The organism is Thermofilaceae archaeon (assembly GCA_038731975.1).
Lineage (GTDB): Archaea > Thermoproteota > Thermoprotei > Thermofilales > Thermofilaceae > JANXEW01.
Genome location: JAVYQJ010000003.1, coordinates 1 through 19,307 on the forward strand (window position 1 = coordinate 1; position 19,307 = coordinate 19,307).

Annotated in this window: 20 protein-coding genes and 3 tRNA genes; 12 read left to right on the top strand and 11 right to left on the bottom strand. The window is 53.5% G+C overall.

Annotation, left to right across the window (positions count from 1 at the left end; translation table 11 throughout):
• Positions 1 to 18: 18 nt before the first annotated feature.
• From QXF46_02545 to dcd, 3 genes are all read left to right on the top strand, one after another.
• A tRNA-Lys gene (locus QXF46_02545) sits at positions 19 to 115 on the top strand.
• Between the two features lie 53 nt (positions 116 to 168).
• A complete protein-coding gene (locus tag QXF46_02550) occupies positions 169 to 1,035 on the top strand; it encodes an ARMT1-like domain-containing protein (protein ID MEM0225736.1) in 867 nt (288 codons plus the stop codon).
• A gap of 50 nt (positions 1,036 to 1,085) precedes the next feature.
• On the top strand, positions 1,086 to 1,604 hold the full coding sequence (dcd, locus tag QXF46_02555) for a dCTP deaminase (GenBank protein ID MEM0225737.1): 519 nt from the start codon (positions 1,086 to 1,088) through the stop codon (positions 1,602 to 1,604).
• Here dcd and amrS read toward each other — a convergent pair.
• From amrS to xylB, 3 genes are all read right to left on the bottom strand, one after another.
• Entirely contained in the window at positions 1,588 to 2,667 is a 1,080-nt protein-coding gene (gene amrS / locus QXF46_02560) for an AmmeMemoRadiSam system radical SAM enzyme (protein ID MEM0225738.1), read from the bottom strand. The genes dcd and amrS overlap by 17 nt on opposite strands.
• 141 nt (positions 2,668 to 2,808) lie before the next feature.
• Positions 2,809 to 2,909 (bottom strand) — tRNA-Gln (locus tag QXF46_02565).
• Between the two features lie 25 nt (positions 2,910 to 2,934).
• Complete coding sequence (gene xylB, locus QXF46_02570) at positions 2,935 to 4,458, bottom strand: xylulokinase (protein ID MEM0225739.1); 1,524 nt, start codon at positions 4,456 to 4,458, stop codon at positions 2,935 to 2,937.
• Between the two features lie 85 nt (positions 4,459 to 4,543).
• Here xylB and QXF46_02575 point away from each other — a divergent pair, with 85 nt between their 5' ends.
• Positions 4,544 to 5,284 carry a PAC2 family protein gene (locus QXF46_02575; GenBank protein ID MEM0225740.1) on the top strand — a complete coding sequence of 247 codons (741 nt, stop codon included), beginning with the start codon at positions 4,544 to 4,546 and terminating at the stop codon, positions 5,282 to 5,284.
• Positions 5,285 to 5,345: 61 nt separating this feature from the next.
• On the opposite strand, the gene QXF46_02580 is transcribed toward QXF46_02575, so the two are convergent.
• The gene (locus QXF46_02580; GenBank protein MEM0225741.1) at positions 5,346 to 5,501 is read right to left on the bottom strand and encodes a ribbon-helix-helix protein, CopG family; all 156 of its coding nucleotides are present in this window, start codon (positions 5,499 to 5,501) and stop codon (positions 5,346 to 5,348) included.
• A 67-nt stretch (positions 5,502 to 5,568) separates the two neighbouring features.
• Positions 5,569 to 6,213, bottom strand: coding sequence for an MBL fold metallo-hydrolase (locus tag QXF46_02585; GenBank protein ID MEM0225742.1), 645 nt, complete (start codon positions 6,211 to 6,213; stop codon positions 5,569 to 5,571).
• A 45-nt stretch (positions 6,214 to 6,258) separates the two neighbouring features.
• On the opposite strand from QXF46_02585, the gene QXF46_02590 reads away from it, so the two are divergent.
• Positions 6,259 to 7,602 carry a glycerate kinase gene (locus tag QXF46_02590; GenBank protein ID MEM0225743.1) on the top strand — a complete coding sequence of 448 codons (1,344 nt, stop codon included), beginning with the start codon at positions 6,259 to 6,261 and terminating at the stop codon, positions 7,600 to 7,602.
• Between the two features lie 30 nt (positions 7,603 to 7,632).
• On the opposite strand, the gene QXF46_02595 is transcribed toward QXF46_02590, so the two are convergent.
• From QXF46_02595 to QXF46_02605, 3 genes are all read right to left on the bottom strand, one after another.
• Positions 7,633 to 8,013 carry a hypothetical protein gene (locus QXF46_02595; GenBank protein MEM0225744.1) on the bottom strand — a complete coding sequence of 127 codons (381 nt, stop codon included), beginning with the start codon at positions 8,011 to 8,013 and terminating at the stop codon, positions 7,633 to 7,635.
• A 144-nt stretch (positions 8,014 to 8,157) separates the two neighbouring features.
• On the bottom strand, positions 8,158 to 8,889 hold the full coding sequence (locus tag QXF46_02600; GenBank protein ID MEM0225745.1) for a TatD family hydrolase: 732 nt from the start codon (positions 8,887 to 8,889) through the stop codon (positions 8,158 to 8,160).
• An 86-nt stretch (positions 8,890 to 8,975) separates the two neighbouring features.
• Positions 8,976 to 10,040: a sn-glycerol-1-phosphate dehydrogenase gene (locus QXF46_02605; GenBank protein ID MEM0225746.1), complete on the bottom strand. Its 1,065-nt coding sequence runs from the start codon at positions 10,038 to 10,040 to the stop codon at positions 8,976 to 8,978.
• Between the two features lie 92 nt (positions 10,041 to 10,132).
• On the opposite strand from QXF46_02605, the gene metG reads away from it, so the two are divergent.
• Positions 10,133 to 11,842: a methionine--tRNA ligase gene (gene metG, locus QXF46_02610; protein MEM0225747.1), complete on the top strand. Its 1,710-nt coding sequence runs from the start codon at positions 10,133 to 10,135 to the stop codon at positions 11,840 to 11,842.
• Here the strand turns inward: metG and QXF46_02615 are convergent.
• Positions 11,839 to 13,101, bottom strand: a complete 1,263-nt coding sequence (locus QXF46_02615) for a tRNA (N(6)-L-threonylcarbamoyladenosine(37)-C(2))-methylthiotransferase (GenBank protein MEM0225748.1) — start codon at positions 13,099 to 13,101, stop codon at positions 11,839 to 11,841. The genes metG and QXF46_02615 overlap by 4 nt on opposite strands.
• A gap of 114 nt (positions 13,102 to 13,215) precedes the next feature.
• On the opposite strand from QXF46_02615, the gene QXF46_02620 reads away from it, so the two are divergent.
• Positions 13,216 to 14,775, top strand: a complete 1,560-nt coding sequence (locus tag QXF46_02620; GenBank protein ID MEM0225749.1) for a hypothetical protein — start codon at positions 13,216 to 13,218, stop codon at positions 14,773 to 14,775.
• Between the two features lie 220 nt (positions 14,776 to 14,995).
• Here the strand turns inward: QXF46_02620 and QXF46_02625 are convergent.
• Together QXF46_02625 and QXF46_02630 are read right to left on the bottom strand one after the other, a co-directional pair.
• A tRNA-Leu gene (locus QXF46_02625) sits at positions 14,996 to 15,101 on the bottom strand.
• Positions 15,102 to 15,112: 11 nt separating this feature from the next.
• The gene (locus QXF46_02630; GenBank protein MEM0225750.1) at positions 15,113 to 16,606 is read right to left on the bottom strand and encodes a DUF402 domain-containing protein; all 1,494 of its coding nucleotides are present in this window, start codon (positions 16,604 to 16,606) and stop codon (positions 15,113 to 15,115) included.
• A gap of 115 nt (positions 16,607 to 16,721) precedes the next feature.
• On the opposite strand from QXF46_02630, the gene QXF46_02635 reads away from it, so the two are divergent.
• From QXF46_02635 to QXF46_02655, 5 genes are all read left to right on the top strand, one after another.
• Positions 16,722 to 16,979, top strand: a complete 258-nt coding sequence (locus QXF46_02635) for a UPF0147 family protein (GenBank protein ID MEM0225751.1) — start codon at positions 16,722 to 16,724, stop codon at positions 16,977 to 16,979.
• Positions 16,979 to 17,425 (top strand): ribosomal protein S18-alanine N-acetyltransferase, encoded by a 447-nt coding sequence (rimI, locus tag QXF46_02640; protein ID MEM0225752.1) that lies wholly within the window; start codon positions 16,979 to 16,981, stop codon positions 17,423 to 17,425. The genes QXF46_02635 and rimI overlap by 1 nt, the downstream gene beginning before the upstream one ends.
• Positions 17,412 to 18,422, top strand: a complete 1,011-nt coding sequence (locus tag QXF46_02645) for a radical SAM protein (protein MEM0225753.1) — start codon at positions 17,412 to 17,414, stop codon at positions 18,420 to 18,422. The genes rimI and QXF46_02645 overlap by 14 nt, the downstream gene beginning before the upstream one ends.
• A gap of 222 nt (positions 18,423 to 18,644) precedes the next feature.
• Complete coding sequence (locus QXF46_02650) at positions 18,645 to 18,824, top strand: hypothetical protein (protein ID MEM0225754.1); 180 nt, start codon at positions 18,645 to 18,647, stop codon at positions 18,822 to 18,824.
• Positions 18,825 to 18,917: 93 nt separating this feature from the next.
• A complete protein-coding gene (locus QXF46_02655; GenBank protein MEM0225755.1) occupies positions 18,918 to 19,283 on the top strand; it encodes a hypothetical protein in 366 nt (121 codons plus the stop codon).
• Positions 19,284 to 19,307 lie beyond the last annotated feature (24 nt).

Sequence of the window (19,307 nt, forward strand, 5' to 3'; positions counted from 1 at the left end):
TTTGAAGGATGTCTACGGGGGCCCGTAGCTCAGCCTGGAAGAGCGACGGGCTTTTAACCCGTAGAGCGGGATAGCCGCGCGGACGACCCGGGTTCGAGTCCCGGCGGGCCCGCCACCCGGCTGGTGGCGCTGCTCAAAACTTATCTCATGAAACCTTGCAGGGGATGCGTGCGCATCTGGCCGCAGTGCATCCCCTGCATCTACGTGGCGAGGTCGAGAGAGCTTCTAAATTCTCAGTTAAGCGACTATGAGAAGGTTTTCGCGCTAACGAGGCTTGCGGGAATGTTGGCCGCTGCTACCCCCTTTTCATCCACGATTAGATTGGCTACTGATACTTACCGGTTCGTAAAGCTGGCAGCCAGAAACGCTGATCCTTACAGTGGCTACAAAGCCGAGAGTAACAGCTGGGTGAAGGAGCACGTGATACCACGCATACAGGAGCGCGTAAGAGGGCTGAGTGGCTGCGAGCTTTTGCGAGAGCTGTTAGTAGCCTCGATCGCGCTGAACGCATTGGACCCGGGAGTACCGGGCTACGGCGCGTTCACTATGAATTTTACAGTCGGGTTGGGCCGCGATGAGAGCGCGATGGTGTGCCGGCTCTTGTCGGCTGCTCGAAGGGTCGCCTACATCCTCGACAACGCCGGAGAGGCTCTGCTGGACCTGGAGGTGGTGAAGGTCCTGGAGAGCATGGGGCTTGAGGTCTACGTTGTGGCGAAGAGCGGTGCCTACCAAAACGACGTCACTGAGGAGGAGGCTAGAGCTCTCGGCTTCGGCGACTACGCGCGAGTCGTAGGCACAGGGAGCGATAGTGCCGGGCCCCTCCCGGGGGAGCTATCGAAGGAAGTTTTGGAATTATTATCTTCAGTGGATGTCATACTGGCAAAAGGGATGGCGAACTTCGAGGCTTTCGAAGAGTGGTGCCCACCGAAGCCCGTGATCCACGTGCTCCTTGCGAAGTGCGTGCCAGTTGCTTCGGCTGCCGGCGTTGCTGTGGGAGAAGGGGTTATTGCGGTTAGATTCTCGGATTGCCACTAGCTCCTGTTATTAAGCGTTGATTGTTTATTCTCCGGCAGTACTCCAAGGCCATGCTTTCGGGCGCTGAAATCAGGAGGTTGATTGAAAGGGGTCTGCTTCTAGTGGACCCTCTGTCCGGTGAGTGCATAAGGGAAAACGGGATAGACCTGCGGATCGGAGATGAGATAGCTGTGCTGCTCAATAATCCCGTGCCACTCGATCCAGATAAATTGAGGGAGGTGAACTTGAACGAGTACTACAAGGTAATGAAGCTAGACTCCGGCTTTGTCCTCCAGCCGTACATGAAGGTGCTGGTCTCAACGCTCGAGTACGTTAAAATGCCGGACGATGTGGCGGGCCTCATTGAGCTGAGGAGCACGTTCGCGCGCCTAGGACTTAGCATCCCGCCGACCGTGATAGACGCAGGGTTCGAGGGGCAGATCACGCTGGAGGTGCACGGCGGAGCGTTCCCCGTGGTTCTAAGAAAGGGTATGCGCTTCGCCCACGTCGTATTCTACAGGGTTGAGGGCGAGCCTATCCCCTATCGAGGTAGGTACCAGGGACAAAGAGGAGTTACTTTACCGCGTTAGCATACTCCGCTGTAGAGCCTGCTCGCCACCGTGTCCCCCTTATGTGCACCTGCGCTCCGCAGAACCTGCAGCGATTATCCAGCGTGAGGTTCCACTCGAAGATCTCAAAGCCGAAGCGCTTAATCACGGGTTTCCCGCATTGAGGGCAGTACGTGTACTCACCACTGTGTCCGGGCACATTGCCCACGTAAACGTAGTGCAACCCCTCATTTCTTGCTAGCTCCCAGAACCTCACTAGGGTCTCTACAGGCGTGGGCGGCCTATCTATGAACTTGTAGTGCGGGAAAAAGCGCGAGATGTGAAGGGGGACCTCTGAGCCCAGCTCGTCTAAATGCCATCGTAGCATCTTGCGGAACTCCTCCTCAGAGTCGTTAACTCCGGGAACGACTAGGTAAGTGGTCTCAACGTGCACGCCTTTCTCCTTGAGCAGTTTGACATTTTCGAGCACGGCTTCCAACTTGCCGCCGATCACCCGCAGGTAGGTCAAGGGATCGAAGGCTTTAACATCAACGTTGGCGGCGTCGATGTATCCCGCCAGCTCCTCCAGCGGCTCCCGGCAGGCAAAGCCGTTGGTGACCAGCACGTTAAACCCCCCCTCCTGCTTTACCAGCTTAGCGACTTCCTCAACGTACTCGTACCATATGAGGGGCTCGTTGTACGTAAACGCCAGGAAGGGAACACCGTACCGCTTCATGAGCCTCACAACATCCTGTGGCTCCACGTACTCCAGCCACGCCTTAGTGGGGCTGGCGCGCGAGATGGTCCAATTCTGGCACCAGGGGCACCTAAAGTTGCACCCCACCGTGCTGATGCTAAAAATGGGCGCCCCCGGGTAGAAATGATAGAGCGGCTTCTTCTCGATGGGATCGATCGCCATGGATGAAACCATACCGTAAACAAGCGTGTAAAGCTCGCCACCCCTGTTCATCCTGACGCCGCAAAGCCCCACGCGCTCGGGCTCCAGGACGCACCTCCACGGGCACAGCAAGCACCTGACCCTACCACCATCCAGCTTCGCAAACCAGCGCGCCGGTCTAACCCCTTTAACCCCTTCCACACCCACACTTTAAGGATCGCAACCCCTCCTTAAATTCAGTGCCCGAGCCTTTGGAAGCTAAGTTGATCGCTCGCAGCATGGCTGATCCGAACCTTTGACTCACTTATCGTGAGTGCCCGAAGCTGCAGCTTTACCAACGGGGAAGCTTGGTAGCCCGGCGGGGATTCGAACCCCGGCCTCGGGGGCATGCTCGCCGAGCTCAAAGCTCGGCTCAAAGCCCCGCATGCTTGCCGCTACACCACCGGGCTGTGAAAGTGATTCTGAGAGTCCCTTTTAACTTTTCGCGCTATTGAAGGCTTGCTCCAGGCAACGGTAAGTCTTCAAGTACCTCGGGTAGAGCTCGGCATAGATCCTCTGCATCTCCGGGTCTGGGTCTACCGCGCGCTCTATGTGTACCATCGACGCGATCGCGCGTCGCACGTCCCCGTAGTGCCCGCAGCCGACGGCGGCTAGAATCGCAGCGCCGAGACCTGCCGCATCGCTAACGTGCGGTAAGAGTAGGCTTACACCCACTACGGACGCTTTGATCCTGTTCCAAAGCTCCCCCCTCGCTTCACCACCCGTCATCGTCAGACGCTTGACATGAACGCCCAGCTCTTCGAGCAGATCGAGCACGCCCTTGTACTGGAAGGCTACACCCTCGAGTATAGCACGCACAAAGTAGCCGCGCGTGTGAGCGTGAGTGAAGCCTATGAAGACGCCCTTCGCGCGAGGATTAAAGAAGGGGGCTTTCGCCCCCCACAAGTAGGGGTAGTAGAAGAGACCCTCGCTCCCCGGCGGCACTTTCCCAGCCTCCTCTAGGAGAACATCGTACGCCGAGACCTGGCGCCGCCGCGCCTCCTCAACCTCGAGGCCGCCAAACTGGTCCCTAAACCACCTCAGCGACTCCCCAGTCGCGTTAACCACGATTTCGTACTCCCACCTGTTTGGAACCACATGCACGCAAGTATCGATGCGCATCTTCTTGTCTGGCCTCGGCTCGACGAGGGGGGCCTCGAAGCACGTGCCAGTGCCTGTACCAATGTTCACCTCGCCCTCATCGACAACCCCGGCCCCGAGCGCCTCGCACGGTCTATCACCTCCGCCGCTGACGATGGGAGTCCCCCGTTTAAGTCCAGTAACTTCAGCGGCTTCCGAAGTCACCTCGCCGACCACCTCCCACGAGCCCTTAAGAGGCGGGAGGATTTCCGCCGGGATCCCCAGCTCCTCGCAGAGCTCAAGGGACCACTTCAACTTGCGGATGTCCAGCAGCATCGTCCGCGAAGCCATGCTGAAGTCAGTGCAGGCTTCACCCGTCAACTTGTAGGCAATGAAGTCCTTAGCGAAGAGAATCCTGTCGATCCTGCGGAACAACTGCTCCGCCTCCTCCTTCAACCATAGGAGCTTAACAGCGGAGAACATCTGATCCACGGGTAGCCCTGTGATCTCAAGAACCCGCTGGCTTCCAACTCGCTCGCGAACCCACTCCTCCTGCTTGCTCGCGCGAGAATCAAGCCAGATTATCGCGTTGTAGAGAACCCTCCCCTCCTTATCCAGCGGAGCGAAAGCCTCCCTCTGCGACGAGAGACCAACAGCTTCGATGCTCTCCGAACCCACGATCCTAGTCACCTCCCTCAATGCCTCTAACGCAGCCCTCCACCAGTCGTTCGGGTCCTGCTCAGCCCAACCCACGCGGGGGTGGTAGACGCCGTACTCCCTGAAAGCGGACGCAACCTGCCTACCGGCGAGGTCGAAAACTACAACCTTACAGCCGCCAGTTCCAATATCAATCCCGGCCACCAGCGGGGTATCTGCCACGCAGGACACTGCTCGGAAGAGGTAAATAACGCTTTCACAGCTTGAGAGAACGATTTAATAATGGCGTTTAACCTCGACCCAGGCTATGATCAAGTTTAAGGAGCTAAAGAGGTTAAGGCTAAGAGATGGGGTTCTTGTGCAGGGACTGCCGGGGATAGGCCTGGCTGGGAAGCTGGCGGTCGATTACATCGTGAGAGAGCTTAAACTAACGAAGGTCGCCGAGCTGCTCACCGATGGACTCCTCCTCCAATCGAACGTCGCCGTCTTTGTCGATGATGAGGCCATCATCAGGCTCCCCGCCTACGAGTTCTTCCTGTACGAGGGAGCGAGAGACGCGCTCTTCGTTACGGCTCCCTCTCAGCCGGTTGTCTGGCAGCAGTACGAGGTTAGCGAGTACATCCTTGACTACTTCCAATCAATCGGCGGCCACGAAGTCATAGCCGTGTGCGGAACAACTATGGGGGACTCCGAAGGAGTTTACTTCGCTGCTGCAAGCCCAGAAGTCAAGGAGGAGCTGGCCAAGCTCGGCTTCAAACCCTCACCAGGGGGCGTTATCACGGGTGCTTGCGGGCTTCTACCTGCGCTGGCTGCGTTGCGGGGCTTGAAAGCGTATGTACTGATGGGGTATGTCACGCAGCCCGAGCTGGATCCCATCGCTGCGAAACACGTTGTACAGGCCCTCAGCAGGCTTCTTGGATTCGATATTAGCACGAGCAACCTCGATCTTCTGATGGAGGAGTTAAAAAAGAAGGAGATGGAGAGAATTGAAGCTCTCAAAGAAGCCGTAAAAACGAGGAGGATCGAAGGTCCACCCTTCTACTTGTAAGTAAAAAGTACATTGATTAACAGCTCCGATGATTGTATGATGATTAATAGTAATGATTACTTTATCTTAAGATAATGTTACCATAATCTTTCAGAAGCTTTACGATAGCTTCGCGGAGGGCATCGGACATCGAAGGGTAGATTCCTTCCTCGACTAGAAGCTTGAGTAGTCGGTATTGCTCAGCAGTCAACCTGATCGACACTCGCTCCACATCCATTCTCATCACGCTTCAGAGCTCCAGACCCTCGTCAGCACGTCAGCGCGAGTGAGGCGGTAACCCTCCCCTATATTATTGCTACCTCGCAAACGCCCTCGAGAAGCCTCTTAAATGATTCAGCATCCCTCCTGTCACCCACTATAGCCCCGTAGTGCATCGGAATTGCCAGTGCTGGCTGTATCCTGCGTACGGCTTCTACAGCCTCGCTAGCAGTCATCACGTACACGCCGCTCACTGGAACGAGAGCGACATCCACGTGTCCTCTGAGGCTCTCCATCTCGGGTATGAGGTCGGTATCGCCGGCGTGGTATATCCTCACACCACCCAGCTCTACGATCACGCCGATGCCGCCGTACTCGCGCGGGTGGTATGGTTTGCCGACGTTGTACGCAGGTACTGCACGCACCTTAACCCTCTTCACCTCAACCTCGTCCCCTGGTTTCAGAAGCTTCAGCTCCCGTACTAGTCCCCTCAACTTTCGCTCGCAGTTAGAGGCCGCTACGATGACGGCATCCCTCTTGAGGGCCTTCCTCAAGTCTTCGGGGCTGCAGTGGTCGTAGTGATCATGGGTGCAAATGCCCACGTCCCCGTCGCCGGGAGAAGAGGGCAGGGAGAAAGGGTCTATGTAGACGACCGAGCCGCCCCCTTCCAGCCTGAATCCCGCGTGTGGGAGGTGCTGAATCTTAACCCCCCTGAAGTGTAGCTCGCCCACGAGTAAGCATTAACAAAGCCGCAATATATCCTTACTGGGGTCGACATGGAACTGTGCGATTACGCGCGCAAGCTGGCACTTGTGCTGGTTCTCGAGGGTTTAAGAGCTGTAGATCCCGCGAACCTGCTCATGGAGCGAGTTTCGCTCGCTCAAGGCAAGCTTCGAGTTGACGGCTTGGAGGTGAACGTGAGCAGCGGTGTGTACCTCGTGGCGCTCGGGAAGGCTGGTGGGTACATGGCTGAAGCGCTCGAAAAGATCCTCGGCGACGCTGTAAGGGGGGGCGTTGCCACGATGTTAAAGGGGGCGTCGAGCCCAGCTCTAAGGAGAGTTTCGTTAGTGGTCGCGGGTCATCCCTACCCAGATGAGGGCAGCATAGAGGCTGGAAAGCTGGCCTTGAAAACCGCGGAGAGGGCGAAGGCGGAGGGCGTCCCTCTCGTTGTTCTGCTCTCTGGTGGCGGGTCGGCGATGGCCGAGGTACCTGCTCCCGGCGTAAAGCTTGAGGATCTGCGAAGGTTAACAGAGCAGTTGCTAAAGTGTGGCGCAACGATCGATGAGGTCAACACTGTGCGAAAGCATCTTTCGCTGCTGAAGGGTGGAAGGCTGGCTGCTGCAGCTTCACCCTCACCCGTTGTAACTCTCGCCATATCCGATGTCATCGGCGATAGATTGGACGTAATTGCATCGGGACCCACCGTACCGGACCCCACAACGTACGACGACGCGCTGAACGTACTGAAGCGGTACAACTTGATGTCACAGGTACCCCCTAGCATTGTTGAAGCTCTGATGAAAGGTCATAAGGGAGAGATCCCTGAGACCCCAAAGCCGGGCGAGCTACCAAACAGCGTCGCTCTCGTGGTGGGCAGCAATATGACTGCTCTCAAGGCTATGAAGAGGCACGCTGAGAGCATGGGTCTTAACGCTTTGATCCTGACCAGTATGCTGCAGGGCGAGGCCAGGGAGGCAGCTAAGGCCTTAACCGCTGTAGTGCTCGAGGTAAAGCGGTCTGGCTTACCGGTTAAACCACCTGCAGCTGTGATCTGCGGTGGCGAAACCACAGTCACTGTACGAGGGAGCGGTAAGGGGGGAAGGAACCAAGAGTTCGCCCTCTCAGCCGCTCTACGTATCGCGGGCGAAGAAGGCGTAGCAGTAGCAGCGGTAGGCAGTGACGGTATTGACGGTCCCACAGATGTAGCGGGAGCAGTAGTCGATGGCCGCACGATCAAGAGGGCAAGGGAACTGGGGCTGGATCCGATCCACTACTTGGAGAACAATGATAGCTACACTTTCTTCAAGCTAGTAGGTGGGCACGTAGTAACGGGTCCTACACGTACAAACGTGAACGACTTTTACATTGGCGTGGTGGCGACCGAGGACGTTGCCTGGTAAATAAAATAAAGATTGTTAAAAATAATAACGTTATCTTAATTGTATTCTCTCCGAGATGTTAAACTTCTCGTTAACTTCAGTGATTTCATTTTCACTTCTCTCGAGCTTGCTAAACCTGCTCAGAGTCAATCGTAAACTACCTCTGTAGAGCGTTGTGAACCCATTACTGATCCGGACCGTTGAGCCGATAATCTCCCTGATTCTATCGATATCATCGTCCCAGACCGACATTATCACTGTACCGGTTTCGTCGCCCACTATTGCGTCAGCCACTCTGTGCTGCGCCCCATCCTTCCTTGAAAAGACAGTCTTCTCATCATTTAACTTCAGAATCTTCACGGTGATTGTAAACCATTTCGAGTACGGCTTAAGATCCTTAACTTTCAGCACTTCTAAATTCCTCTTACTCACCGCATCCTCTCGCGCTCCCGCGCGCCTGCGCGGCCCGTGAGCCGCCTTAAAATGTTTTCGCCCCCCCGATCCACGCAGGTGTTCATTCCTTTTTCGAAGGCCTCAGGTCTGCTCTCCTGGAGCGGGGAAAGTCGCGTTCTAACGCTACGATAGAAGCCTAAGCAAGTTTTCTCGAGATACCTCTATAAGCTCATTAGCGGCTAGGCCGCGTTCTTCTGCTATGAGGGTAATAACCTCTGGGATCATTGAGGGGGTTAGATGCAGCCCCCTGTACTCGTAGGGGCCATCGCTTTCAAACGTTATTGAATTGAGCGGGGTTCTTTTCGCGATGCTTCTGTGCTTATCGCTGATTTTCACGGTGGGGTTAATCGATATCAGGTAGCCCCGTGCCACGATCTCTGAAAGGACGTCTAGGGGGCCGGTGAACCAGTGGAAAAGCGCACGTTTTATCCCGAAGCGTACGACTTCCTCAAGAACCTGCCTCCAGGCTTTAGCAGTGTGCAGGTTAACGGGAAGATCGTGATCCTTGGCGATCTGCAGAACGCACCTGAAGACAGCCAACTGCTGCTCATACGTGTCTGGTACGAACGCCAAATCTAGGCCTACTTCTCCAATGCATCGTACTTCACCACTAGCCGCGAGCTTTTCCAGCCCCTTCAATTGCTCTTCCAAGTTCACCTCCCTGAGCGACCAGGGATGAAGGCCAGCGCATGGTACAATGTACCTGAACTTCTTAGCGAGTTCGAGAGTCCTCAAGGAAGATTCCACATCGTCCGCTACCCCAACGATCATTTCGAAGCTATCCCCAAACGACTCCAGTTCAGCCTCGCCAAATTCATGGATGTGGCAGTGCGAGTCGGTATACCTATGCGTCATTGCGCAGTCGTTTGTCCTAGGCGGAGCTGGTTATTAAAGCCGTTTGAAGCCGCTGATCCGGGAAAGGCGGAGTTCGAGGCGGGAGTCTACGGTATGACTCCGGTGGTCTTGGCGAGCTTCCAAGCGGCAGATTCGCTGAGCCCGCCTTCGCCGAGTATGGTGTACCTATCCCTCACCTTGTGTGCTAGTTTCAACGCCTCGATGATTGCTTTTGGGGGTACGCCGAGCTCCTCGCAATTCGTTGGAGCCCCCACCACTCGCAATAGCCTCCTGATCCGTCTCCAGTCAATTCCGTGAAGATAAGCCATCATAATGGTTCCGACACCGACCTGTTCGCCGTGAAGACTCTGTTTCTCGGGGTAGACGATGTCGAGAGCGTGGCTGAAGGCGTGTTCGCTGCCCGAGCAGGGCCTAGAACTGCCCGCTATCGCCATCGCTACGCCACAGCTTATCGCAGCTTCGACGAGTATGCTAATGCCTTCAGGCTCCTGCCTGGCTATCGCCTCCGCGTTCTTGGCTACCATGGAAGCGCTCATCCTAGCGAGCGCCAAGCTGTAATCGCCCACATACTCACCCTTAATCTTCCTGGCCAGTATCGCATCTCTTACGCTGGTGAACTTACCTATGATGTCTCCAAAACCGCTGGCGAGAAGTCTACGCGGGGCCTGAGCTATAACGTCGATATCCGCTACAATAGCTATCGGTGGCTTAACGAATTTGCTAATAGGGTAGCCGTTCACATCCTTTAACGAGACGGCTGGGCTGGCAATACCGTCGTGAGAGACCGAGGTGGGCACGCTTACGAAGGGGATATTAAAGATGTAAGCCACGTACTTAGTAACGTCGATCACCCTCCCTCCACCTACTGCTATCGCAACGTCGGGTCTGATCGATTGGACCAGCCCCCTGGCTTTCTCAAGGCCCTCCCTATCACTCCCCTCAATAACGCCCGTATGAACCTCGAACTCCTCTCTTAAGAGCAACTCGGCTACGCTGAACCCGACACGGGGACCCACGTGAGGCCCTGTGAACACCACAACCTTCTCATAAGCGAACGACCCGAGCAGCGGGGGTAATTGCTTAAGCGCTCCACTACCCACGATAACTTTCGCGGGGAGCTCTATCTCGTGTATCGGCTTCCCCTCCACCACTCCCCCATTGTGGGAGAAGGCTAAAAAACCGACTGAGTCCAGCTGTTAAGCGGCGAACAAAGTTTAAGAGCCAATAGGGGGTTATCGCCGGGGTGGTGGAGCTAAAAAAGGAAAGGTGGTTGGTATTCTCAGCCTGGCCGTACGTTAACGCGATCCCCCACCTAGGTAACCTGATAGGGTCGATCCTCTCCGCTGACATAGCGGCGCGCTTCCTCAGGATGAAAGGGGCTGAAGTAGTATTCGCCAGCGGATCAGATCAGCATGGAACGCCAATCGAGGTGGAAGCCATTAAGCGCGGTCTAGATCCAGAGAAGATGGCCGACGAGATGCACGAAAGGATCAGCGAGCTCTTCAAGAAGTGGGGTATCTCATTCGATATTTACACGAAGACCCATAATCCAACTCACATAAACTTCGTTCGAGAGTTCTACTCTCGGGTTTATGAGAACGGGTATATCTTCAGTGATACGGTCCAGGTACTCTTCTGTCCTGTAGATAATATATTCCTGCCCGATAGGTTCGTTGAGGGTACATGCCCCTACTGTAATTACCCGAGGGCTAGGGGGGATCAATGCGACAACTGCGGTAGGCTCCTCGATCCCCTCCAGCTCATTGAACCCCGTTGCGTAATATGCCTATCTAAACCGGTGGTCAAGGAGAGTAAACACTGGTTCTTTGATTTACCTAAACTTGCTAATAAACTAAGTGAATATATTGAAAGCAATCCAAACCTTCCAGATAATGCCCGCAATATGAGCGTCCAAATGCTGAACGAGGGTTTGCGGCCCAGGTCAGTTACTCGAGACAATAAGTGGGGCATTCCAGCACCTTTCCCGGGAGCTGAAGGTAAGACCATTTACGTGTGGATGGAGGCCGTCCTTGGATACGTTTCCGCCGTGCGAGAATACTTTGAGCGGCGAGGCGAACCCGAGAAGTGGAAGGAGTTCTGGTTAAACAGCGAGACTAAGAGCGTTTACTTCGTCGGGAAGGACAACATACCCTTCCACACAATCATTTTCCCAGCCCTGCTTCTAGCATCGGGGGAGGGCTATGTTCTACCGTGGACAGTGGCTTCCACCGAGTACCTGTTATTCGAAGGTGAAAAGTTCTCTAAGAGTAGGGGGATCGGAATATGGATTGATGAGGCAATCGAGCTCCTGCCCGTCGACTACTGGCGCTTCGCGCTAGTTTGGATGAGGCCAGAGGTTCGAGATACTAGCTTTACGTGGAAAGGGCTGCAGGAGGTTGTGAACGCTATACTCAACGACACCATCGGCAACTTCGTTCACCGAACTCTGACGCTTGTTAAGCGCAGGTTTGATTACGTGATACCTGATCCTGGTGAATTGAGGCCCGATGATCAAAGGGTACTAGATGACGCTTGGAGTAGGATTGATGAAGCTGAGAAGGAGATGATGGCTTTCCGATTTAAACGGGCTCTCCTACGCATAGTGGAGGTTGCATCCATAGGTAACGCTTACCTGAACGAGAAAAAACCCTGGGAGGAGCCTCTTCAAGAAGCTGCAAAAACCCTCTTTACGGCTTGCAGTCTTGTAAAGACTCTAGCCGTAACGCTGGCGCCCGTGATTCCTGGAAAGGCTCAGGAGATGTGGGAGGCTCTTGGCTACCCAGGGAGAGTTGAGGAAGTTTGGTGGCACGAGGCGAAACAACCGGTCAAGCCGGGCCTTAGGATAATGGAGCCTCAACCCCTGTTTAGAAAGATCAGCGATGAAGAGTTGGCTGCTATGCAGGAAAGGTTGGCAAAGATCCGGAAAGGGGGTCTCTCCTCGAGTCAGAGTTAATCTACAACCTCGCCTACTAGATGCAAGGGGGTGTAACCCTTTATCCTCACTCTAACTCGCTCCCCCACTTTGACTGTGTTCGGCAAGATGACTGGTTTGTACGTGTCGGTCCTGGCTATCACGGTTCCCTCTTTCTTGCCATTCTCGCAGACTAGAACTTCAAGCTCCCTGCCTAAGTAAGTCGAGTTTATAGAGGCCGCCACCCTTAGTGCTACATCGGTGAGAATTCGCGATCTCCTCTTTTTCTCTGGTTCAGCGACGGTGTCTCTAGCTATGTAAGCTGGGGTAAAGGGTCTGAAGGTGTAGCGAGCCACGTGAACCTTGTCGAACTTCAACTCCTGCACTAATTTAACACTCCTGAGAAAGGCTTCCCAGTCTTCACCGGGGTATCCCACGATAATGTCCGTCGCTACTGACAGTTCACCTACCCTACGGCGAAATAGTTGAACTAGGTTCTTGTACTCTTCCACAGTGTACCTTCTTCGCATCAGCCTTAGTACAGTGTCGTCACCCGACTGCAATGGTAGGTGCACGTACTTGTATACCCTCTCGTCCTTGATGAGTTCGGAGAGCTCATCCGCGATGCTTTTGGCCATCCAAGGCTCCATCATTCCGATCCTAATCCTGTAGTCGCCGTCAACCTCAGACAGGATGCGTCTAATGAGGTCGGTTAGCCTGAGACCCAGATCGAGGCCATACGCCGCAACATCCTGCCCAGTGAGGTAGACTTCCTTTGCGCCTCTTCTCACGGCATCTGCAATAAGCCGCAACGCCAACTCTGGGTCTAAACTTGTTACCCCCCTCCTAACCAGAGGCTCGGCGCAGAAGCCGCACGCCCCTGTGCACCCCACCTCAATCGGAATCACATACCTCACACCCCCCGTGTATTCGCCAGCGAATATCGCCCTCCGGTACTCGCGGACCAGCCATAGCTCCTCACCTTGCACGAAGCGTGGTAGTTCACTGAGGCATGATGGCTCCACGAGTGAGGCTTTTGGAGCAGCTTCAAGTATCGAGTAGGGTCGAACGTTAACGAGGCATCCAGTTACGGCGATCCTCTTACCCGTCGAAGCGAACTCTCTCAACCTCCTGAGAATCTTGCGCTCCGTATCTCCTCTAACGGCGCACGTATTGATGATAACTGCGTCAGCTAGCTCGGCATTCTCAACGATCTCAGCGTACCGTGATACTACCTGCTTCACGTACTCACTGAGGGCCTTGTTAAGCCAGCAGCCGTAGTTTTCGACGTAGACCCTCATCCACTCGTACCGCAGTAGGACAGCTTAAATCCTTCAAGCGCGTTACAGAGTCAGCAGTCCAACGCACTGTTTGTTGAGGAAGAAGTTAAAAAGTGCACTTACCGCAGATAGCGCGTGCGGAGAATAGCGTGGACGCTGATCATGCTGCTTACACTAGTCCCCCTCAGCGCTACGGCAGCCCCCTCAGTCGAGGCGAAGGCTAGGGTTGAGCCGCCCTACGTGATACTCACTCTCTCTGTTCAAGATCTTCCAACATCAACTTTCACTCTCGATATTGGGAACTTCTCTCACTTTCTCGAATACGCCTTCGCGGTGACCAATGGTGCAGTCGCGTACGGTTCTCTCGAAGGATCAAAACTGATATTTCAAACGAAAATGGTAGGAAATACTACAATTTACATGGTTTTAAGAACGTTTAAATACGAATATCACAGCATTGTCTTCAGCTTACCAGCCCCCCTAGCTCCAATTGAAATTCTACCGTGCAATTTCTCGCTCACTATCTATGGTCTACCGTCAATGCCGAGCGTAATTCAATCGCCTTTCAATGTTACAACCGGTTACAACGAGAGCCTACGATACTACATCAAGGGTGCCACGGTAGCAGAAGAGCCATGGGGCAATTTAACTTTCAGCATTGGCACTACTCGCCTACCCCCTACAATTAAGAGGGTTGAGAGGACGTTGATGATCGATGCTCAAAGAGTTATAATAGTAGACAACATTACGCTGCAGGGCATCACCGACTACAACACCGAGAGCATCAACCTCACATACCCGTTAAGCCTCGATGTGGAGGAGGTGGGAGGCCTCGTAGGCCCCTATCCGCGAGCTCTCTACACGGTTACTCGCACCGGTAACAGCACGCAGGTCGGTATATCGCTGCTCGCGCCCCCTGCACGCGAGGGCGATCTGGCCTTCGTATGGGTGAAGCTTTCGAGCCCACTGCTCTCCAAGGATAATCGCTACCTGATCCCGGCTTACGCCGGTATTGGGCACTACGTGCCAAGCTTTACGGTTACTCTCAAAGTGCGCGGCAGTCTAGCAGGTTTGAGCGAAGCAGCGGTGGAAGGGGACTATCGCGTTTACAAACTTCCAGAGCGTAAACTACTGGGAGTGGAAGTAGACCCTTACATAATGCTTGAAGGGTCTCTACTGCCCCCACCGCAGCCGAACTACCTGCTCATATCCATGATTTTTGCCGTAATTGCGGCGTTGAGTTACTTCATGTCATCAAGAGTGGGGCGTGCGGCTCCGACAGAGACGAGAGTCGAGGTTAAATTGACTGGCGAGCTGATTGCTGTTCTGAAGGAAAGGAGCGACAACCTTGCTGCTTTTCTCGATTCGTGGAGCAAGTACGATAAAGGCAAGCTCAGCAGGCAAGCTTACAGGCAAGCGGTACTTAGGTACAGACGACGGGAAACCGAACTGAGGAGGAGGGCTAGAGAAGTCGCTCTAAAAAGTGAGGAGAGTTTAAAACTTTTAGATAAGGTTGATAATATATTTTTTGAGGTTGAAAAACTTTTGAATAGGCTTGACGAGCTAAAAACTAGTATGGAAAAAGGACTCATGCCACAAACAGAGGGAAGAAGAAGGATAACCGAACTTAATGAGAGGCTGGAACAACTAAGGAATGAATTAGAGGAGCTAATAGTAAAATATTCTGAATCTTGATCAAAACGTAAAAAGTATTTACGTCAACATCTTTACTGTTTGAAGCTTAGCCTCCGTACTGGTTAAATTCGGTGAATAGGCAAAGAGATAGCCCATGCGATTATTGAACCCTCCTTACGCTGAGCTAAAAGAGAGACAAGCTTTCGCTTTTTAGCCTGCCCACCAGAGCTATAGGACCGGTATGAGCCTTTGAAGCGCTTATTCTGCATCATAGAGGGGATGGTGCGGGGGCCGGGATTCGAACCCGGGCAGGCCTACGCCAGCGGAGCCTCAGTTTAGGCCTAGGGTGTAGTCCGCCCCCTTTGACCTAGCTCGGGCACCCCCGCACGGGTGACGTCTAAGTCTGGGTTATAAAGCTCGCGGCCGATGAGCTAGCGGGCAGTGTAAAGCTCAGCGGGTCGGCGATGTAGCTTCTACTGAGCTCTACGAACACTTCCAAGACACTATCGGCGGTTGTGGCCTCAAACTCGCGGAGCTTTCCAGCAACTTCGGCAGCTATTTTCTCGTAGTAGCTGATGCACTCGTCAGTGAGATAGGCACGGTAGCTCCTCAATTCCTCCAGGTCGATCACTCTCACCTTACGCTCCTCGGTGTACGTAACATCAACGCAGAGGTCTATGTACCAGAGGGCGTTTGGCGGGCGCGGTTCGATCGGCGTGTTTATGTTTACGTAAACCCCCTTGAGAAGCCCATTACCGCTAAAGTACGCGTGTGGCAAGACGCAAGATCCGAGCGTAGCGACGCTTAAGATAACATCCCCCTCCTCCTTTGGTATCTCGAGGCCATCATAGGTGCCTGGCGCACGAGCTTTCCTAACCAGCTTTAACGTGAGCGGCCATCTTGCGAGTACCTCGCACTCTCCCTCTATTACCGCTACCCTGCCATCGATCTTCTCGTGGAGAAGCCGGAGCCTGCCCGCCGTATACTCCTTTGCCACTTCCTCCATCAAGGCTTTGGATAGGTGCTCGGGCTTGCAGTACTTCAGAAACACGTTCTCGGCCTCATCGACTAGATTGGAGTACCTGCTTCCGCAGGCCTTAAAGAGGTGGTGCAACGGGATCGTGGGGACTTGCTTCGCGCGAAGGTTATCGAAGCGTGCTTTGTCTTCAAGCGATAGCGGTACGAGTGCTAATAGCTCGCCATCTGTTAGTTTGACAGGTTGCGTGGCTTCACGTGCTTTCTCCTTCACGCGTAATGCCTTTTCCTTCAACGACTGCAGCTCGCCCAATAGTTCGCTCATTTCCGCCCAGCGGGCCGAGCTTCTCCACTTGACCCCCCAACCCTCTAAACCGGCCCTCATGGCCATCGATAGGAGCAGGCTCCGCTGCACCCCCCGAATGTGCTCGCTGACCTCGTGGAGCCGCCCCTCTATCAATCGAGCATATTCGCCTACGAGCGCTACCCCCCGCCTCAGTATGGGCATTCCTTCATGGAAAGTCACTACGTGTGCAGTCACGAGTTCACCGACTTTCGCACTGTCTTCGAGTACTCCTTTACGCTCTCCCGGCAGCTCCACAGTGTTTGGTCCCACAACTCTACAAACGTATGTAGCGTAAAGCTCCTCCTCCATCGTCACTATGGGAGACCTTGCTGCCACGCTGCGTAAGATCCTCAGTACGCTCTCCGCTAACGGCCTTTGGCCGATGACGACGAGCCCAGCGTGGTCGTCTCGATCCTTAATCGTGACTAGCGCTACTCCTTTCTCCTCTACCTCGCTACCGAATCGCTCCTTAAGCTGGGGGCTGGCATCGACGATTTTAATGCCGTTGTCGATCATGAGACGAGCAAGGGCCGTGGAGAAAATCCCCCGCACTCTAACCCCTCTCTCCATTGGCACCGAGGAGCTGCCGTGAACCGGAAGAAGAGCCTTGCGCTTGGGATCAAGTTGTGCGCGAGTGGTTCGCAAGAAACTTTTATACATCCGCCCTTTCTGCAGCGTGATGAGTATGAGTGAAGCTGTCCAACTGAGGCAGGCGGTAGATCTACTTCGGAAGCTAGTGGAAGATCGAGGGGTTCCTCGAAACATCAGGCGGCTTGCTGCCGAATCCATAGAGATTCTAAACGACGCCAAGCTTTCGCTGGGTCTGAGGGCGGCGAATGCGATTTCGAAGCTTGACGAAGCCTCCCTAGACCCTAATGCTCCTTTGTATGCGAGGACGTTGATATGGCAAGTAATAGCGCTGCTGGAGCAACTGAAAGATTAGTGATCAGGGAAGCGAGGAAAGAGGACTTAACGGATGTTTATGACATAGAAACGTTAAGCTTTGGAAGCGAAGCTTACGAACCCTTTCTCCTACAGTTGTACTTCAATTTAGCTCGCGAAACTTTCCTTGTAGCTGAAGTTGAAGGTCGCGTGATAGGCTATGCGATCGGCGTGCTCACTAGGTGGGGTGGGGGGCACGTGATCTCCATTGCAGTCCACCCGTCGTTCAGGCGGATGGGAGTTGCCGAAAAACTTCTGAGAGAACTTTTGAAGAGAATGCGACAGAGGGGGGCTAAAGCTGTTAGGCTGGAAGTCAAGGTGAGCAATGAGCCGGCTATAAATCTTTACAAGAAGCTAGGCTTTAGAGCTGTAGGCGTCATAAGCAACTACTACCCTAACGGCGAAGATGCCTACGTAATGATGGTAGATTTCGATGAAAACGGTTAAACTGTACTCCGGCAACGTGGTTTACGGTCGTCTGCCGTACGGTTGCCAACTATGCCTGCTCGGGTTGAAAAGCGTAATCTTCGTCACAGGCATCTGTCCGCGCTCGTGCTACTACTGCCCACTCAGCCTGGAGAAGAGGATGCGTGATGTATTCTACGTTAACGAGCGTCCCGTTAAAGGGCTCAATGAAGTGATCGCAGAGGTAGCGACCTCAGGGAGCAGGGGGGCTGGATTCACTGGAGGGGATCCGCTATCGAGGTTTGAGAGAACATTAACTGTGTTACAAACCTTGAAGAGCACTTTCGGCGAGCGCTTTCACGTGCACCTATACACGACGGGAGTAACCTTGGATGCCGACATAATCGGCAAGTTAGAGAGGGCAGGGCTGGACGAGCTGCGTCTTCACCCCGACCCTTGCCATGTAGAAAAACTTCTGAGTTTATTAAGAGAGAAAAGACCATCGTTCGTCGTTGGGTTGGAAATACCAGCGATCCCGGGTGGTTTCAACGAGGCCTTAAATCTAATAGAGAGGGCAGCAACTTCCGAGGTGATAGACTTTGTAAATTTGAACGAGCTCGAATTCTCGGAGAGCAACAGTAGTGAGCTTAGGAAGAGGGGATTAAGCATCTCCGATGATGGAAGGAGCGCTGAGGGTAGTCGGGAAACAGCGCTCAGATTAATCGAGGTCGCGAAGGCAAGAGGGTACGCCATAAGTTTGCACTTCTGCCCTGCGAAAAGCAAGGATGCCTACCAGACGCGATTGAGGCTCTATAGAAGGGGGGTTATTTCAGCAAAACCCCACGAGATAGTAAGCAACGATGGAACTATACTCAAAGCTGTAGTACCGGAGAGTTGCAGCAGCGTACCTGAGATCCTCCTATTTCGGGGGCGTCAAGGCTCTGAGACATCGTTGTTAGTTGCTGAGCTTACCGGCGCCCAACACAGCTTAGTTGAAGAGCTACCCGACTTCAATCGCACGCTCCTCAACATCATTTAGCTGCTCTATTTTGTGGAAAATCTCGATAACTCGGTGTAAATCACAGAAATTATAAGAATAATGATTCATATTTTTCCTTAGATCACGTGCAGCAGGGCAGCACTACAGTATTAGTTTTGCACTTTAGCAATCGTTAAGTATCAAAGCAGTATACAACGTTCAAGATTCAGGATTGCACTGCACATAAATAAGGGAGCGTTAACAAGTGTACCGGGAGAAAACATGGCGGAGTGGTACGCATTCGATGTAAAAGCCAGGAAGAAAGTGCGCATCAAGAACCCACAGTTCGTGCAGCTGAAGAACGGTCGATGGGCTGTAACCGGTCAGAGCGAAGAAACAGGAATAAAGGTCTTCAGATTCCTTAGCAAAGAGGAAGTAGAGAAATACGTAACTAAAAAGTAGATAAGATAGAACTCTACAAATAAAATAAATACATCTTTTTCTTTTCGCGCTGAGAAACGTTTATCTAGCGTGGCATTCTGAGGGACCGGGTTTATGTCGGAGGAGGACATTCTATTGCGTAAGATGATGCTCGACATGAAGCGTAAGTTGATGACAAGGCAGTCCCCTCAGAAGGTGGAGAAAGTAGACTACGTGAAGTTGCTCTATGATAACTTAAGCGAAGACGGAAAGGAGATGTTTAACAGGGCTTTAGCGCAGTATCCATCTGTGGCGCAGAAGGTTGCGGAGATGCTGGGGCAATTGATAGTGCAGGGCAGAGTGAGTGGTCCATTAGATGCTGAAACCATCTATGGGATTTTTAGCGAGTTAGGGTACCCCATACGGCTGGAGACGAAAATAGTTTATAAAAAGAAAGGAAAAGTAAAAACTATCAGCGAACTGTTAAAGGAGGAAGAATAGAGAAAAGCGTATATAATGGTCAGC

Bases quoted from the DNA above. Each gene is read 5' to 3' on its own strand.
- dcd (MEM0225737.1), top strand. From the start codon at position 1,086: ATGCTTTCGGGCGCTGAAATCAGGAGGTTGATTGAAAGGGGTCTGCTT.
- QXF46_02575 (MEM0225740.1), top strand. From the start codon at position 4,544: ATGATCAAGTTTAAGGAGCTAAAGAGGTTAAGGCTAAGAGATGGGGTT.
- QXF46_02580 (MEM0225741.1), bottom strand. From the start codon at position 5,501: ATGGATGTGGAGCGAGTGTCGATCAGGTTGACTGCTGAGCAATACCGA.
- QXF46_02590 (MEM0225743.1), top strand. From the start codon at position 6,259: ATGGAACTGTGCGATTACGCGCGCAAGCTGGCACTTGTGCTGGTTCTC.
- QXF46_02600 (MEM0225745.1), bottom strand. From the start codon at position 8,889: ATGACGCATAGGTATACCGACTCGCACTGCCACATCCATGAATTTGGC.
- QXF46_02615 (MEM0225748.1), bottom strand. From the start codon at position 13,101: ATGAGGGTCTACGTCGAAAACTACGGCTGCTGGCTTAACAAGGCCCTC.
- QXF46_02630 (MEM0225750.1), bottom strand. From the start codon at position 16,606: ATGGAGAGAGGGGTTAGAGTGCGGGGGATTTTCTCCACGGCCCTTGCT.
- QXF46_02635 (MEM0225751.1), top strand. From the start codon at position 16,722: ATGAGTGAAGCTGTCCAACTGAGGCAGGCGGTAGATCTACTTCGGAAG.
- QXF46_02645 (MEM0225753.1), top strand. From the start codon at position 17,412: ATGAAAACGGTTAAACTGTACTCCGGCAACGTGGTTTACGGTCGTCTG.
- QXF46_02650 (MEM0225754.1), top strand. From the start codon at position 18,645: ATGGCGGAGTGGTACGCATTCGATGTAAAAGCCAGGAAGAAAGTGCGC.
- QXF46_02655 (MEM0225755.1), top strand. From the start codon at position 18,918: ATGTCGGAGGAGGACATTCTATTGCGTAAGATGATGCTCGACATGAAG.